Consider the following 15,256-nt stretch of genomic DNA (forward strand, 5'->3'; position numbering starts at 1 on the left):
ATCGTTGCAATATCCCCATTCGCTGCCTGCGGACCTGCCTCAGCAAGCGAGGAGAGGCGAAATCAGGCATCAAGCCGCCTGAATACCAGCGTGGCGTTGGTGCCGCCGAAGCCGAACGAGTTCGACAACACGGTATTGAGCTTGGCGTTGTCGATGCGCTTGCGCACGATCGGCATGTCGGCGAAGACCGGATCGAGCTCGGTGATGTGCGCGCTTTCGCAGATGAAGCCGTTGTTCAGCATCAGCAGCGAGTAGATCGCTTCCTGCACGCCGGTGGCGCCGAGCGAGTGGCCGGTCAGCGCCTTGGTCGCCGAGATCGGCGGGCACTTGTCGCCGCTACCGAACACCTTGCGGATCGCCTCGATCTCCGGCGGATCGCCGGCCGGCGTCGAGGTGGCGTGCGGATTGATGTAGTCGACCGGCGTGTCCACCGTCGACATCGCCATGCGCATGCAGCGCTCGGCGCCCTCGCCCGACGGCGCCACCATGTCGTATCCGTCGGAGGTTGCGCCGTAGCCGACGACCTCACCGTAGATCCGCGCGCCGCGCGCCTTGGCATGCTCGAGCTCTTCGAGCACCACGACACCTGCGCCACCGGCGATCACGAAACCGTCGCGGCTGATGTCGTAGGGTCGCGAGGCGGTCGCCGGCGTGTCGTTGTACTTCGACGACATGGCGCCCATGGCGTCGAACAGCACCGACAGCGTCCAGTCGAGCTCCTCGCAGCCGCCGGCGAAGATGATGTCCTGCTTGCCGATCTGGATCGTCTCGTAGGCATTGCCGATGCAATGGTTCGATGTCGCGCAGGCCGAGGAGATCGAGTAGTTCACGCCCTTGATCTTGAACCAGGTGGCAAGCGTCGCCGACGCGGTCGAAGACATCCCCTTCGGCACAGCGAACGGACCAACGCGCTTCGGGCCCTTGGCGCGCGCGATGTCGGCGGCCTCTACCAGCGTGCGCGTCGATGGTCCGCCGGATCCCATGATGATGCCGGTGCGGATGTTCGAGACTTCATTTTCCTCGAGGCCGGAGTCGCGGATCGCCTGCTCCATGGCGACGTGATTCCACGCAGCACCCTCGGCAAGGAACCGCATCGCGCGGCGATCGATCACCTCGGCGGGATTGAGCGTCGGCGCACCGTGCACCTGCGAACGGAAGCCGAGCTCGGCGGCCTTCTCCGCGCGCGAAATGCCCGACTTTGCCTCGTAGAGGCTCGCAAGCACTTCCTGGGTGTTGTTACCGATGGACGAGACAATCCCCATCCCCGTGATGACAACCCGCCTCATGTTCGCCTCGCCCTGCCTTTATGTTGCCGCATGATGATCCTGCTCAAGATGGCGCGGTGCCTTGCTTGAACAATCCGACCTTCAAGTCCTTGGCGCGATAAATAATCTCGTCGTCCATGGAAAGCCACCCGTCGGCAATTCCAAGCACGAGCTTTGACCGCATCACGCGCTTGATATCGATGTTGTACACAACCTTGCGCGCGTGCGGCAGCACCTGTCCGGAGAACTTCAGCTCGCCGAGGCCGAGCGCGCGGCCACGACCTTCGCCACCGATCCAGCCGAGGTAAAAGCCGACCATTTGCCACATGGCATCGAGGCCGAGACAGCCCGGCATCACCGGATCGTTCTTGAAATGGCAGCCGAAGAACCAGAGATCAGGCTTCACTTCGAGCTCGGCGCGCACCAGCCCCTTGCCGTACTCGCCGCCGGTTTGCGAGATCTCACTGATGCGATCGAACATCAGCATCGGTGGCAGCGGCAACTGGGCGTTGCCGGGACCGAAAAGCTCGCCCCGCCCGCAAGCCAGCAAATCCTCGTATTCGTAACCGCCGCGCCGATCCAGCATCCTCTTTCCACCTCTGATGTCCCGATGAAGCGCTTTGCTTGGTCGGACCTTAATCTACCCACGGGAACCGGAATATCCCGTCCCGCATCTTGGCGCTACCTGGGTACGCTACCGGCCTGTTATCTCTGCCGAAAGCGCATATGTGGTCCGCGCGCTCTCTAACATAGGGCCAATCGGGCGGCAAAGCGGCATTCCGATGATAAATTGCCGTTTCTCCTTAGGTTTCTACCGCCGCTTGGATTCGTTCTAGTTGCGAAAAACTTGCATCTGATGGGCATCCTTTTTATATTTATGAGGAATATTGCCTGAGTTGGGTGCATAGAGTGGATATGAACGACGAAGTACCGGCTGTGAACGATGATGCCGTGCACCCGGCTGCCCGGGGCGCGGGGCATCACCCTGCCCTGACCGGCTGTCCGTGGCATGACGTCAACGAGATGCTGCAGTCTGCCGGCCTCCGGCCGACCCGTCAGCGCATGGCGCTGGGTTGGCTGCTGTTCGGTAAGGGTGCCCGCCACCTGACCGCTGAAATGCTGTACGAGGAAGCGACGCTGGCCAAGGTTCCGGTGTCGCTGGCGACCGTCTACAACACGCTCAACCAGCTGACCGATGCCGGCCTGCTGCGTCAGGTCAGCGTCGACGGCACCAAGACCTATTTCGATACCAACGTGTCGACGCATCACCACTTCTATCTCGAGCACAATCACGAGCTGGTCGACATTCCCGATCCGAACCTCATGCTGTCGAAAATGCCCGACGTGCCGGAAGGTTACGAGATATCCCGCGTCGACATGGTCGTGCGGCTGCGCAAGAAGCGCTGATCCGGCCTTGACGTCGATTTGAGTTGTGATGGCCGGGCTCGTCCCGGCCATTGTCGTTTGCGACGAAGAAACTCAGTCCACCTTCTCGTCGGCGTAGACGCCCCACAGGCGTTGCTGCTCGATCCAGCCGTCGAACCCGTTGCCGGTGACCCGGCACCAGTTATTGGCGCATTTCTTGACCTGCGCGACGACGCCGGCCTGCAGGCGCGCGGCGATGGCGCTGGTGGCGTCGGGGCGATCGTACAGCGAGGCCAGATCGTCCTTGTTCTTCATCGTGACGACCGCAGTGCGGCGGCCGGACAGCAGGGAGTGATAGACCCAGCCTTCGGCGCCTTCGGAATCGCGCACCCGGCGCCAGTTCTCGAACTCGGCGGTGATTTCGACCGGCAGCCCCGACCGCGTGTAGACCCAGGCGACGTCATTGTCCTTGGTCGGGCCGGCCCGGACGTTCACATGATCGGATTTCAGGCTGACATAGCGCGGTATCGGCAGGCCGCTGGTGGTGGGGCTCAAATCCTTGGCGGTATGGCCGGGCATGACCGACGCACTCAGCATGCTCCCGACCAGCGTCACCAATGAACCCAAACGCCAGACCATCAACTCGTCTCCTGCCGAGATGCCCAACCCGCATTCGGCGAGCTGCAACCCAAATCCAATTCAAGCCCGTGCCCGAAGGCCCCTGCGCCGGCGCCCTTCGTTCCCTGACCGCACGGATCCGAGGGGTTCTTGTCTTGGCCCGGCCTTCTGCTAGAGAGGACGGAACGCCTGAGAGCCAGAACACCCGAATTCCCGTTGTCTCCCCTTGGCGACAGCCGGGGCAAGTATCGGGGAACCCTAGGAAACGCGAAGGAAACGGCGGGACAGCGCGGCTATCAGCAGTGTCGAACAACCGGGTTAATGAGGCCTCAACGGCTCGGTTTTTGACGGGCCGCGCGCCTCATGAAAGCAGGACATGTCGGTGAAGAAAAAGCCTCTCGTCGTCGTCACCCGCAAGCTGCCGGACTCGATCGAGACCCGGATGCGCGAGCTGTTCGATGCCAGACTGAATCTCGACGACACGCCGATGACGCCGGAACAGATCGCCGAGGCGGCGAGGACCGCTGACGTGCTGGTGCCGACCGTGACCGACATGATCCGCGAGGACGTGATCAATCAGCCCGACTGCAAGCTGAAGATGATCGCCAATTTCGGCAACGGCGTCGACAATATCGACGTCACCGCCGCGCATGCCCGCGGCATCACGGTGACCAATACGCCGAAGGTGTTGACCGAGGACACCGCCGACATGACCATGGCGCTGATCCTTGCCGTGCCGCGCCGCATGATCGAAGGCGCCGCGATCCTGACCGAAGGCAAGCAACACTGGGCCGGCTGGTCACCGACCTGGATGCTGGGCCACCGCATCGGCGGCAAGCGGCTCGGCATCATCGGCATGGGCCGCATCGGCCAGGCCGTGGCGCGCCGTGCCCGCGCCTTCGGCCTGCAGATCCACTATCACAACCGCCGTCCGGTGGCGCCCATGATCGCCGATGAATTGGGGGCGACCTATTGGGAAAGCCTCGACCAGATGCTGGCGCGGATGGACATCATCTCGGTGAACTGCCCGCACACGCCGGCGACCTATCATCTGCTCTCGGCGCGGCGGCTCAAGCTGATCCGGAAGGAAGCCTATATCGTCAACACCGCGCGCGGCGAGGTGATCGACGAGGACACGTTGATCAAGCTGATCGAAGCCGGCGATGTCGGCGGCGCGGGCCTCGACGTCTACGAGCACGAGCCCGCGGTAAACCCGAAGCTGGTGCGGCTCGCCAGGGCCGGCAAGGTGACGCTGCTGCCGCATATGGGCTCGGCCACCATCGAAGGCCGCGTCGAAATGGGCGAAAAGGTGATCATCAACATCCGAACCTTCCTCGACGCCCACAAGCCGCCGGATCGCGTGCTGCCGAGCATGCTGTGATTTCGTAGCCTGGATCACGCATACAAGCCACGCAGCTCCGACCTCCCCTTGAAAGGGGGAGGTCGCTTTGCTCATCAGAGCAAAGCGGGTGGGGATCCCGCTCTCTCCACGCGCAGCGGCGTCTGCGGCTAACCCCCATCCCGACCTTCCCCCTTTCAAGGGGAAGGGAAGAGAGCGGCTGGCAAAAATATCGAAAACAACCCCATGCAAAGGAGACGGCGCGGCCGGCACTCGCTGTAAACAAATACCGGCGCGTCCCGGGCTTCGCCGGGACGACGATGTGGGACTAGCTCGGCTTCGTCTTCCGCCGCGCCTGCTTGCGCCAGTCGGCGACGAACGACACGAACGCGGCGAGCGCCGGCGGCGGCTGGCGGCGGCTCGGATAGTACAAGAACGGCCCGTCAAACGGCGGACACCAGTCGTCGAGCACGCTGACGAGCGCGCCGGACTTAACCCCGTAGCGGACATAGCCCTCGAATGTCGCCCAGTAGCCGACGCCGTCATGGACCGCGCGCAACGCGAGGCCGAGATAGGTCGCGATCAGCCTGGCCGGTGGCGAAACCTTCACCAGCCGGCCGTTCTTCTCGAACTCCCAATCGAAGATCGCGCCGCTGCCGAAGCGGGTGCGGATGCAGGCATGCGCCAGCAGATCCTTCGGATGCATCGGCCGGCCATGCTTCGCGACGTAATCGCGCGACGCCACGACCGCGTAGCGTTGCGGCGCGCCGAGCGGGACCGCCACCATATCCTGCGCCAGATGCTCGCCGTAGCGCACGCCGGCGTCGAAGCCTTGCGCGACAATGTCCACGAATGCACTTTCGGCGACGATATCGAGATCGACCTGCGGATATCTCGCGAGGAACGGCGCGACCATCGGCGCCAGCACGAGATCGATCGCGGGCGGCGGCGCGTTGATGCGCAGCCGCCCCGACGGCTCCGCGCGCAGGCCGCGCACCTCGGTGATCGCGTCGGCGACGTTGACCATTGCCGGTGCGACGCGGGCGAGCAGCAGTTCGCCGGCTTCGGTCAGCGCAACGCTGCGGGTGGTGCGGTTCATCAGGCGGACGCCGAGCCGCTCCTCCATATCACGCAGGCGCTGGCTGAGGCTCGAGACCGAGACGTGGCTCTCCAGTGCGGCACGCCGGAAGTTGCGCGTGCGCGCCACCGCCACGAAGGCATCGAGGTCGCGAAGGTCGAAATCCTGCATTGTTCGATATAGTGAACAACCCATTCTGGATTGTCCAGCTTATCCCAAAACCGGACCGGCCCATATCAGCCGCGTCATTTGGCGGCGGATCATCCGCTCCAACGTTTTGGGAACACCACCATGGACACACGCAAACTCGGTTCCACCGGTCCGACGGTTTCGCTGATCGGCCTCGGCTGCATGGGCATGTCCGACTTCTACGGTCCGACCGACCGCGGCGAGAGCATCGCCACCATCCATGCCGCGCTCGAGGCCGGCATCACGCTGCTCGACACCGGCGACTTCTACGGCATGGGCCACAACGAGATGCTGATCGGCGAGGCCTTGAAGAGCCGCAGCCGCGACAACCTGCAGATCAGCGTCAAGTTCGGCGCGCTGCGCGATCGCAACTACGGCTTTCTTGGCTATGACAGCCGTCCCGTTGCCGTGACGAACTTCGTCGCCTATTCGCTGCAGCGGCTCGGCGTCGATCACATCGATATCTATCGCCCGGCGCGGCTCGATCCCAATGTGCCGATCGAGGATACGGTCGGCGCGATGGCCGACATGATCAAGGCCGGCTGGATCAGGCATATCGGTCTCTCCGAAGTCGGTTCCGACACCATCCGCCGCGCCCACAAGGTGCATCCGATCGCCGATTTGCAGATCGAATATTCGCTCATCTCGCGCGGCATCGAGACCGACATCCTGAAGACCTGCCGCGAACTCGGCATCGGCGTCACCGCCTATGGCGTGCTGGCGCGCGGGCTCATCAGCGGGCACTGGTCGAAGGACCACGCCGGCGCGAAGGACTTCCGCCTGCTGAGCCCGCGCTTCCAGGCCGGCAATATCGACACCAACCTCGCGCTCGCCGATCGGCTGCGCATCATCGCCGGCGAGATCGGCGCCTCTCCGGCGCAGGTCGCGATTGCCTGGGTCGCGGCGCAAGGCAAGGACATCGTGCCGCTGGTCGGCGCGCGGCGGCGCGAGCGGCTGACCGAGGCCCTCGGCGCGCGCGATGTGAAGCTGACCGCGGCGCATCTCGCCGCGCTCGCCGAAGCATTTCCGCCCGGCGCGGCCGCCGGCGGACGCTATCCGGAGGAGCACCTCCGGCACATGGACAGCGAGAAGCCCGCGGCCGCGTCCTAAAGCGCGATGAGAGTGGGTTGAATCGTCATCGCGCTTTAGCTTGTTGTTTGGGCATGATCTTTTCGGAAAACCGTTTCGCACTTTTCCAGATCATGCTCTGACAAACTACCGATGCCCGCTCAGATCGGTGATGCCGGGCGCATCACCGTTGAGCGGGTTCTGCGGATCGCGTGTGTAGCGCAGGGTCTCGAACCGCATCGCCCGCGCATCCACCATCAGGAGGCGGCCGACCAGGCCCTCGCCGAAGCCGACGATCTCGCGGATCGCCTCCAGCGCCATCATCGATCCCAGGACACCTGCGAGCGCGCCCATCACGCCGGCCTCGGCGCAGGCCGGCACCGTTCCCGGCGGCGGCGCCTCCGGGAACAGGCAGCGATAGGTCGGGTTGAAGACGCCTTCGGCATTCTTCTCATGCGCGCGGATCGTGGTCAGCGAACCGTCGAACTGGCCCAGCGCGGCGGTGATCAGCGGCCGTTTCGCGAGGAAGCAGGCATCGGCGACCAGATAGCGGGTTTCGAAATTATCGCAGCCGTCGAGCACGAGATCGTAATTTCCGATCAGCGCCATCGCATTGCCGGCGGTGAGCCGCGTCGGATGCGGCTCGAACGCCACATGCGGGTTGAGCGCACCAATCTGCGCTGCCGCGCTGTCGACCTTGCGCTTGCCGATATCAGACGTCGTATGGATGATCTGGCGCTGCAGGTTGGAGAGCGAGACGATATCGTCATCGATCACGCCGAGCCGGCCGACGCCGGCGGCGGCCAGATACATCAGCACTGGGGCGCCGAGGCCGCCGGCGCCGATCACCAGCACCGACGCCTTTTTCAGCGCATTCTGGCCGGGGCCGCCCACCTCGCGCAGCACGATGTGGCGGGCATAGCGTTCAAGTTCGTCGGCACTCAGCATGAGGATGTCCTGCGCGCTGTCCCTGAACCGGAGCGCGGTTGTTGCCGACCAAGCAGATGTGCTCAATTGCGTGGACGTCAATGGTATCAGTCATTTCCCTCGGATTTGTCATGAGATTGGTGCTTTCCGCAACATTGATGGTCGCGGGTATCGGCGCCGCGCACGCCCAGTTGACGCCACCGACGACGGCCGGGGCCAAGCCGAAGACCGTGGCGACGGTGCCGGTCCGCCCCGCTCTGCAGAAGCCGGAGGATACCGCGAGCGCGATGGCGCAGGCCGGGCGGCTGGCGCTGCAGTCCGACCTCGCCTGGGTCGGCGAATATAACGGCGCGATTACCGGCGACGTCAGCGAGCGCATGGTCAATGCGATCAAGGAATTCCAGAAGAACCGCGGCGGCAAGCCGACCGGCGTGCTGAACCCGCAGGAGCGCGGCGTGCTCGCCGACACCGCGCGACGGAAGCAGGAGAGTGTCGGCTGGAGGATCGTCACCGAGCCTGCCACCGGGGCGCGGCTCGGCATTCCCACCAAGCTGGTGCCGCAGCTCACCAGCGACGCCTCCGGCGCCAAATGGACCTCGCCGACCAGCACCGTCCAGGTGCTGCTGACCCGGCGCAAGGAAGCGAGCCCAACCACAACAAAGCTTGCCGAGCAGGAGAAGAAAGAGCCGGCCGGCCGGACCATCGACTACACCGTGGTGAAGCCGGATTTCTTCGTGCTGTCGGGCATGCAGGGATTGAAGAAATTCTATCTGCGCGGCACCTTGAAGGGTGACGAGGTGCGCATCCTCACCATTCTCTATGATCAGGCGATGCAGACCACCGTCGAGCCGGTGGTGATCGCGATGTCGAGCGCCTTCGACGCATTTCCGTCCGGCGTGCAGGCCGGTCCGCCGCCGCGCAAGACCGTCGAATATGGCACCGGCGTCGTGGTCAGCGACGATGGCGCTATTATCACCGACCGGGTGGCGACCGACGATTGCATCGCGCTGACGATCCCGGGCTACGGCAATGCCGATCGGGTCGCCGCGGACAAGGATCATGATCTCGCCTTGCTGCGCGTCTATGGCGCGCGCGGGCTGAAGCCGCTCAACATCGCGGGCCAGGCGACGCAGACCGCGCTCGACATCACCGGCATCGCCGATCCGCAGAACCAGGGCGGCGGCGCGGCTGCGAGCAGCGTCAAGGCCTCGGTTGCGCAACTTGGCGGCGGCGATCAGGCGCTGTCACCGCCGCCTGCGATCGGATTCTCCGGCGCGGCAGCACTCGATGGCGGCGGCAAATTTGCCGGCATCGCGGTGCTGAAGCCCGTCATCGTCGCGGGCCCGGCAAACGCGGCACCGCCTGCGCAAGCCGCGCTGGTGCCGGCCGAGACGGTGCGCAACTTCCTGAAGACGCACGGCGTCACCGCGGCGGGCGAATCGGAGGACGCCAAGGCCGCCGTGGTCCGCGTGATCTGCGTCAGGAAATAGGATGCTGTCATCGCCCGCGCATGCGGGCGATCGGATATTCCAGAGACTCGTGTGATTCAGCCTCGGCTCTTCCCACACGTCGTCCTGGCGAAAGCCAGGACGACGTTGAGGATGGTTCTCGGTTCAACCTGTCAAACAGCGCAGTCGGCGTCACCTCAACGCAAACCGCACCCCGGCGCGGGCCAGACCGCCGGCGATGCCGACCGGGGTGCCGTCGGCGCGCCAGCAGGCCGCGCCCGACATGGTGCCGTCAGCGTGGAACTGGATCGCGTTCATGCCGCCGGCGACCGTCGGCACCACTTGCACCTTGTGGCCTTTGGCGGCGAGCGCAGCGCGGATCGCCTCAGGCACCGCCTGCTCGACCTCCAGCGCATTGCCTTCGGTCCAGACCCGCGGCGCCTCGACCGCCTCCTGCAGGCTCATGCCGTGGTCGATCAAATTGATCAGCGCCTGCATCGCGCTCGGGAAGATGCGCTTTCCGCCGGGCAGGCCCAGCGCATACACCAGCTTGTTGTCGCGCAGCGCCATCATCGGCGACATCGAGGTAGTGACGCGCTTGCCCGCGGCGAGCGACAGCGCGTGTCCCGGCCGCGGATCGAACAGGTTCATGTAGTTGTTCGGCACGGTGCCGAGGCCCGGGATCAGGATCTTGGCGCCGAACAGATTGTTGATGGTCTGGGTGGTCGCGACCACATTGCCCATCGCATCCGCTGCCGTCATGTGCGTGGTGTGCGCGCTTTCGAGCTGGGTGACGCCGGCGCTCCAGGCCTGCGCACGATCAGGATCGATGGCGCGGCGCCGCTCCTCGGCATAGGCCTTCGAGGTCAGCCGCTCCAGCGGGACGTTGATATAAGCGGGATCGCCGCTCGCGGCTTCGCGGTCGGCAAAGGCGATCTTCAGCACTTCGGCAAGATAGTGGATGGTCTCGGCCGTGCCGAAGCCGAGGCGCGCGACATCATAACCTTCCAGGATGTTGAGCATCTCTGTGATGTGCACGCCTGACGCCGCGGGCGGCGGCGGCCCGAGGATTTCCCAGCCGCGGTAGTCGCAACGGATCGGCTGCCGCTCGACGGTTTTATAGGCCGCGAGATCCTCCTGCGCGATGAAGCCGCCGCTCTTCTTCATGTAGTCGACCAGGATGTCGCCGAGCGGTCCCTGGTAGAGCGCGTTGTCGCCATGGTCGGCGATGTATTTCAGCGTCTCGGCATATTCGGCCTGCACGACGCGCTCGCCCGGCTTCAGCGGGGTGCCATCAGGCAGATAGATCGCCGAGATCGGCTTGTCCTTCAGCATCTCCTCGGCGCCATCGGTGATGCATTCGTGCAAATAGGGCGTCGCCGCGTAGCCGCGTGTCGCATGCTTGATCGCGGGCTGCATCACGTCGGCGAGACTCATGGTGCCGAAGCGGCGCAGCGTTTCGCACCAGGCCTTCAAGGAGCCCGGCACGGCGACCGCCTTCGGCCCGTTCAGATTCTCGTTGCCGACGGTGTCGAACACGTCATGCGCCGAACCGGGCTTCGAGGTGTAGGTGTCCGGCCGCACCGCTTTCGGCACCGTGCTCTGGCCGTCGATGAAGCGATGGCTGCCGTCGGCGAGGCGGATATGCGCCATGCCGCCTCCGATGATGCCGACCATCATCGGCTCGACCACAGTCAGCGTGAACAGGGTCGCGATCGCTGCATCGATCGCGTTGCCGCCGGCAGCCAGCATCTCGGCGCCCGCGCTCGATGCCAGCGGATGATTGCTCACCACCATGCCGCGGCTGCTGGTGGCCGGTTGCTTCTCGCACTGAAAGCTTGTCGCGGCGCGATCGCGCCAGTTGCCGTTAATCGCCATTGTGTTCTCGTTTTGAAGGAGCGATGGGCGCCATGTTCTGCGGCCTCGCATCCGCGGTCAAGGCGCCACAACTTTTCTCACGGCGGCATTCGCCATTGAGGGTCACGTCGTCGGGCGATCGCGCAGCCAGGTTTCGCGCGTGACCTTCCATTTCTTCGCTCTGGATTCGCCATTGTGGTGCGGAAGCTCGACGAAGCCGACAAATTCGGCTCCGGTCTTCTGCTTGACCCGGCGCGAGGCGACGTTGGACTGCGCATTGCAGACATGGAAGTGATCGAGGCCGAGCGTCAGGAAGGCGAAATCATTCACCGCGGCGATCGCCTCTGTCATCAATCCTTGATTCCAGTAAGGCTCGGCCAGCCAGAACCCGCGATTGCCCTTGCGGCCGTCGGCGCGCGGCCGGAAATTGATGTTGCCGATCGCCTCGCCATCGCCGGCGCGCAACACCAGCACCCATTGATAGCTCTCCTCGCCGGCCGCGATCTTGTCGAGCTCCCGCTTGATGAAGCTTTCCGCACCGTCCTCGGGATAGGGCCACGGCACCACGGTGGCGAGAGTCTTGATCACGTTCCAATTGTTGAAGTGACGCTGGATCGCCGCGGCATCGGACAGTGCAAGCGGCCGCAGGATCAGGCGCCGCGTCTCGATGCGTGGCGTCTCGACCATGTTACTTCTGGCACTTCGGACACCAGAACGTCGAACGGCCGTTCTGGGTGAAGCGCCTGACGATGCCTTCACAGCCCGAGGTGCGGCATGTCTCGCCTTCACGATCGTAGACCTGGAACGAATGCTGGAAATAGCCGAGATCGCCGTTGGTCAATCGATGGTCGCTGATCGAGGAGCCGCCGGCCTTGATCGCCTGGTTGAGCACCGAATGGATCGCGTCGACCAGCCGTTTGGCGTGGTCGGTGGGCTCGGCCTTCTTGGTTGCGAGCGTCGCGGCCAATCGCCGCGGCGACAGATGCGAACGAAACAGCGCCTCGCAGACATAGATGTTGCCAAGTCCCGCCACCACGCGCTGATCGAGCAGCGCGGCCTTCAGGCTGGTCTTCTTGTTGTGGCAGGAGCGCGCCAGCATCGCCGCGTCGAATTCGTTGCCGAGCGGTTCGGGTCCGAGCCCCTTCAACAGCGGTTCATCCTCGATCGCATTGCGGGCAATGATCTTCATGTAGCCGAAGCGTCGCGGATCGTTGAAGACGACCGCAGCCCCCGACGACATGTGGAACACGACATGATCGTGCGCGCGATCCTCGCTGCGCGGATGGTGGAATTGCCCCGGCGCCGCCGCGCCCTCCTGCTTCAGCACGCGGAACGAGCCCGACATGCCCAGATGCATCAGCAGCACGTCGCCGGAGTTCAGGTCCGCCATCAGATATTTGGCACGGCGCCCGAGCCCGGTGATGGTCTGGCCCTCGAGCCGGGCGATAAAGTCTTTTTGAAACGGAAACCGCAAATCCTTGCGGCGGGCCTCAGCCTTGAGGATTTTGGACCCTTCCATGGCCGGTTGCAGTCCGCGGCGGACGGTCTCGACTTCGGGTAATTCCGGCATGGCAGGCATTCACCTTTTGGAAGTGACGTGATAGCGCCATTGCGGCCGCCGCGCTATGGTCCGGCTGGAGCGTTTTCGAGCGAAGCGGGTCCCGGTTCGCGTGAAGAAAACGCGACCAAAAAGGGTAAGAGTTCTGAGTGATGGATCGGCCGGATCAAACCACCCATTTCGGCTTCAGGGACGTGCCCCTGGGCGAGAAGCAGACGCTGGTGAACGACGTGTTTCACAGCGTGGCGTCGCGCTACGACCTGATGAACGATCTGATGTCGGCAGGCCTGCACCGGGCCTGGAAGGACGTTATGATCACGACGCTCGACCCGCCGAAGGGCGACCGGCCGTTCGCGCTGCTCGACGTCGCCGGCGGCACCGGCGACATCGCGTTCCGGGCGGCCAAGACCGCGGGCGCCGGCTTCCATGCCACGGTCTGCGACATCAATACCGACATGCTCGCCGTCGGCCGCGAGCGCGCCACGAGGCAGCACCTCGATGACCGGGTGTCGTTCGTCGTGGGCAATGCCGAGGCGTTGGGCTTCGCCGACCGTTCGTTCGACGCCTACACCATCGCGTTCGGCATCCGCAACGTGCCGCAGATCGAGCTTGCGCTGCGCGAAGCCTACCGGGTGCTCAAGCCCGGCAGCCGCTTCCTGTGCCTGGAATTCTCCACCGTCGATGTGCCCGGCCTCGACCGGATCTACGACCTGTTCTCCTTCAAGGTGATCCCGCCGCTCGGCCGCGCCGTCACCGGCGACGCCGAGTCCTATCAATATCTCGTCGAGTCGATCCGCAAATTCCCGCGGCCGAGCGCGTTCGCCGAAATGATCGGCGCCGCCGGCTTTGCGCGCGTGAAGTGGCAGAGCCTCTCCGGCGGCATCGTGGCGCTGCATTCGGGCTGGCGTTTGTGATCTCTGCACTGACCCACATCGCGCGCCTTGCCCGCGCCGGCTTCGTGTTTGCGCGCGAGGGCGTGTTCGGCGTCGTCGATCCCTCGCTGGTGCCGCCGCCCGGGCAGCTTGCGTTGAAGCTGGCGCGGCTGATCGAGCGCCGCTCCGCCAAATCCGGTCCGCGGCTGTCGCGCGCGCTGACCCGGCTCGGGCCCGCCTATCTCAAGCTCGGGCAATTCCTCGCCACCCGGCCCGACGTGGTCGGCGTGGCGATGGCGCTCGATCTCGAGGCCCTGCAGGACCGCCTGCCGCCATTCGCGCAGGAAGAGGCCGAAGCCGTCCTCACGCAATCGCTGGAACGGCCGCTGTCGCAGGCCTTTGTGCATCTGGGTCCTGCGGTTGCCGCAGCCTCGATCGCGCAGGTGCACCGCGCCGAGGTCGAGCGCGACGGCGTCCGGCATCAGGTTGCGGTCAAGGTGCTCCGGCCCAATGTCGCCGCGCGCTTCCGGCGCGACCTCAGCGACTTCTTCTTTGTCGCGCACAAGGCGGAAGCGCATTCCGCCGAGGCGCGGCGTCTGCGGCTGATCGAGGTCATCAACACGATGTCGCGCTCGGTCGCGATGGAGATGGACCTGCGGCTCGAGGCGGCCGCGCTGTCCGAGATGGCCGAGAACACCCGCGACGATCCGGACTTCAGGGTGCCCGCAGTGGATTGGGATCGCACCGCCCACAGCGTGCTGACGATGGAGTGGATCGACGGCATCGCGCTGAACGATCACGCCCGGCTGGCGGAGGCCCAGGTCGACCTGCCGGACCTCGGCCGCAAGGTGATCCAGAGTTTCCTGCGCCACGCGCTGCGCGACGGCTTCTTCCATGCCGACATGCATCCGGGCAACCTGTTCCTCGACGAGGCCGGCCGGCTGGTCGCGGTCGATTTCGGCATCATGGGGCGGCTTGGGCTGAAGGAGCGGCGCTTCCTTGCCGAGATCCTGCTCGGCTTCATCACCCGCGACTATCGCCGCGTCGCCGAGGTGCATTTCGAGGCCGGCTATGTGCCGGGCCACCATTCGGTGGAGAATTTCGCGCAGGCGATCCGCGCCATCGGCGAGCCGATCCACAACCGCACCGCCGAAGAAATCTCGATGGCGAAGCTCTTGACGCTTCTGCTCGAGGTCACCGGGCTGTTCGACATGCAGACGCGGCCCGAGCTGATCCTGCTGCAGAAGACAATGGTTGTGGTCGAGGGCGTGGCGCGCGGCTTCGACCCCAAGCTCGACATCTGGAAGATCGCAGACCCGGTGGTGCGCGAATGGATCACGCACAATCTCGGCCCGGCCGGACGCATCCAGGGCGCGCTATCGGGCGCGGGCGAGCTCGGCCGCATCGTCGCCAACCTGCCGTCGATTGCCAACCGCGCCGTGACGGTGCTCGAGCAGCTGGAGACCATGACCCGGGAGGGCCACATGCTGTCGTCCGATTCGATCGACGAAATGGCCCGCGCCGAGGCCCGCAAGGCGCGGGTGCAGACCGTCGGCCTCTGGGTCATTGCCGCCGCCCTGATCGCAATCTTTTTCGCTATTCGCGCGCACTGATTGCAATGCATGCACTATGTGATAGCATCGCTATCATTATTTGAGCATGATGCTGGGGG

Annotated in this window: 14 protein-coding genes; 6 read left to right on the forward strand and 8 right to left on the reverse strand. The window is 64.8% G+C overall.

Features of this window, described 5'->3' with window-relative positions; genetic code table 11:
• Positions 1-62: 62 nt before the first annotated feature.
• Both fabB and fabA read right to left on the reverse strand, forming a co-directional pair.
• Positions 63-1,286: a beta-ketoacyl-ACP synthase I gene (gene fabB, locus ACVW1C_RS18900; protein WP_456759720.1), complete on the reverse strand. Its 1,224-nt coding sequence runs from the start codon at positions 1,284-1,286 to the stop codon at positions 63-65.
• A gap of 43 nt (positions 1,287-1,329) precedes the next feature.
• On the reverse strand, positions 1,330-1,851 hold the full coding sequence (fabA, locus tag ACVW1C_RS18905) for a 3-hydroxyacyl-[acyl-carrier-protein] dehydratase FabA (protein ID WP_028343922.1): 522 nt from the start codon (positions 1,849-1,851) through the stop codon (positions 1,330-1,332).
• 329 nt (positions 1,852-2,180) lie between these two features.
• On the opposite strand from fabA, the gene irrA reads away from it, so the two are divergent.
• Positions 2,181-2,672, forward strand: coding sequence for an iron response transcriptional regulator IrrA (gene irrA / locus ACVW1C_RS18910; RefSeq protein ID WP_456759721.1), 492 nt, complete (start codon positions 2,181-2,183; stop codon positions 2,670-2,672).
• A gap of 72 nt (positions 2,673-2,744) precedes the next feature.
• Here irrA and ACVW1C_RS18915 read toward each other — a convergent pair whose 3' ends face one another.
• On the reverse strand, positions 2,745-3,269 hold the full coding sequence (locus ACVW1C_RS18915; protein WP_456759722.1) for an SH3 domain-containing protein: 525 nt from the start codon (positions 3,267-3,269) through the stop codon (positions 2,745-2,747).
• A gap of 355 nt (positions 3,270-3,624) precedes the next feature.
• Between ACVW1C_RS18915 and ACVW1C_RS18920 the strand changes: the two genes are divergently transcribed.
• Positions 3,625-4,629, forward strand: a complete 1,005-nt coding sequence (locus tag ACVW1C_RS18920; RefSeq protein ID WP_456759723.1) for a 2-hydroxyacid dehydrogenase — start codon at positions 3,625-3,627, stop codon at positions 4,627-4,629.
• 286 nt (positions 4,630-4,915) lie between these two features.
• Here the strand turns inward: ACVW1C_RS18920 and ACVW1C_RS18925 are convergent, their stop codons facing one another.
• Positions 4,916-5,836: a LysR family transcriptional regulator gene (locus tag ACVW1C_RS18925; protein ID WP_456759724.1), complete on the reverse strand. Its 921-nt coding sequence runs from the start codon at positions 5,834-5,836 to the stop codon at positions 4,916-4,918.
• A 120-nt stretch (positions 5,837-5,956) separates the two neighbouring features.
• Between ACVW1C_RS18925 and ACVW1C_RS18930 the strand changes: the two genes are divergently transcribed.
• On the forward strand, positions 5,957-6,964 hold the full coding sequence (locus ACVW1C_RS18930; RefSeq protein ID WP_456759725.1) for an aldo/keto reductase: 1,008 nt from the start codon (positions 5,957-5,959) through the stop codon (positions 6,962-6,964).
• A 105-nt stretch (positions 6,965-7,069) separates the two neighbouring features.
• On the opposite strand, the gene ACVW1C_RS18935 is transcribed toward ACVW1C_RS18930, so the two are convergent.
• Entirely contained in the window at positions 7,070-7,870 is an 801-nt protein-coding gene (locus ACVW1C_RS18935; protein WP_456759726.1) for a HesA/MoeB/ThiF family protein, read from the reverse strand.
• A gap of 110 nt (positions 7,871-7,980) precedes the next feature.
• Here ACVW1C_RS18935 and ACVW1C_RS18940 point away from each other — a divergent pair, with 110 nt between their 5' ends.
• Positions 7,981-9,339: a serine protease gene (locus ACVW1C_RS18940; protein WP_456759727.1), complete on the forward strand. Its 1,359-nt coding sequence runs from the start codon at positions 7,981-7,983 to the stop codon at positions 9,337-9,339.
• A 150-nt stretch (positions 9,340-9,489) separates the two neighbouring features.
• Here ACVW1C_RS18940 and ggt read toward each other — a convergent pair whose 3' ends face one another.
• From ggt to mutM, 3 genes are all read right to left on the reverse strand, one after another.
• Positions 9,490-11,169 (reverse strand): gamma-glutamyltransferase, encoded by a 1,680-nt coding sequence (ggt, locus tag ACVW1C_RS18945; RefSeq protein ID WP_456763114.1) that lies wholly within the window; start codon positions 11,167-11,169, stop codon positions 9,490-9,492.
• A gap of 108 nt (positions 11,170-11,277) precedes the next feature.
• Positions 11,278-11,841, reverse strand: coding sequence for a GNAT family N-acetyltransferase (locus ACVW1C_RS18950; RefSeq protein ID WP_456759728.1), 564 nt, complete (start codon positions 11,839-11,841; stop codon positions 11,278-11,280).
• Position 11,842: 1 nt separating this feature from the next.
• Positions 11,843-12,724: a bifunctional DNA-formamidopyrimidine glycosylase/DNA-(apurinic or apyrimidinic site) lyase gene (gene mutM, locus ACVW1C_RS18955; RefSeq protein ID WP_456658356.1), complete on the reverse strand. Its 882-nt coding sequence runs from the start codon at positions 12,722-12,724 to the stop codon at positions 11,843-11,845.
• Positions 12,725-12,864: 140 nt separating this feature from the next.
• Between mutM and ubiE the strand changes: the two genes are divergently transcribed.
• Entirely contained in the window at positions 12,865-13,626 is a 762-nt protein-coding gene (gene ubiE, locus ACVW1C_RS18960; protein WP_456759729.1) for a bifunctional demethylmenaquinone methyltransferase/2-methoxy-6-polyprenyl-1,4-benzoquinol methylase UbiE, read from the forward strand.
• Complete coding sequence (gene ubiB, locus ACVW1C_RS18965) at positions 13,623-15,197, forward strand: 2-polyprenylphenol 6-hydroxylase (protein ID WP_456759730.1); 1,575 nt, start codon at positions 13,623-13,625, stop codon at positions 15,195-15,197. Before ubiE ends, ubiB begins: the two co-directional genes overlap by 4 nt.
• Positions 15,198-15,256 lie beyond the last annotated feature (59 nt).

Source organism: Bradyrhizobium sp. USDA 4011 (assembly GCF_054063415.1).

Bases quoted from the DNA above. Each gene is read 5' to 3' on its own strand.
- fabB (WP_456759720.1), bottom strand. From the start codon at position 1,286: ATGAGGCGGGTTGTCATCACGGGGATGGGGATTGTCTCGTCCATCGGT.
- fabA (WP_028343922.1), bottom strand. From the start codon at position 1,851: ATGCTGGATCGGCGCGGCGGTTACGAATACGAGGATTTGCTGGCTTGC.
- irrA (WP_456759721.1), top strand. From the start codon at position 2,181: ATGAACGACGAAGTACCGGCTGTGAACGATGATGCCGTGCACCCGGCT.
- ACVW1C_RS18915 (WP_456759722.1), bottom strand. From the start codon at position 3,269: ATGGTCTGGCGTTTGGGTTCATTGGTGACGCTGGTCGGGAGCATGCTG.
- ACVW1C_RS18920 (WP_456759723.1), top strand. From the start codon at position 3,625: ATGTCGGTGAAGAAAAAGCCTCTCGTCGTCGTCACCCGCAAGCTGCCG.
- ACVW1C_RS18925 (WP_456759724.1), bottom strand. From the start codon at position 5,836: ATGCAGGATTTCGACCTTCGCGACCTCGATGCCTTCGTGGCGGTGGCG.
- ACVW1C_RS18930 (WP_456759725.1), top strand. From the start codon at position 5,957: ATGGACACACGCAAACTCGGTTCCACCGGTCCGACGGTTTCGCTGATC.
- ACVW1C_RS18935 (WP_456759726.1), bottom strand. From the start codon at position 7,870: ATGCTGAGTGCCGACGAACTTGAACGCTATGCCCGCCACATCGTGCTG.
- ACVW1C_RS18940 (WP_456759727.1), top strand. From the start codon at position 7,981: ATGAGATTGGTGCTTTCCGCAACATTGATGGTCGCGGGTATCGGCGCC.
- ACVW1C_RS18950 (WP_456759728.1), bottom strand. From the start codon at position 11,841: ATGGTCGAGACGCCACGCATCGAGACGCGGCGCCTGATCCTGCGGCCG.
- mutM (WP_456658356.1), bottom strand. From the start codon at position 12,724: ATGCCGGAATTACCCGAAGTCGAGACCGTCCGCCGCGGACTGCAACCG.
- ubiE (WP_456759729.1), top strand. From the start codon at position 12,865: ATGGATCGGCCGGATCAAACCACCCATTTCGGCTTCAGGGACGTGCCC.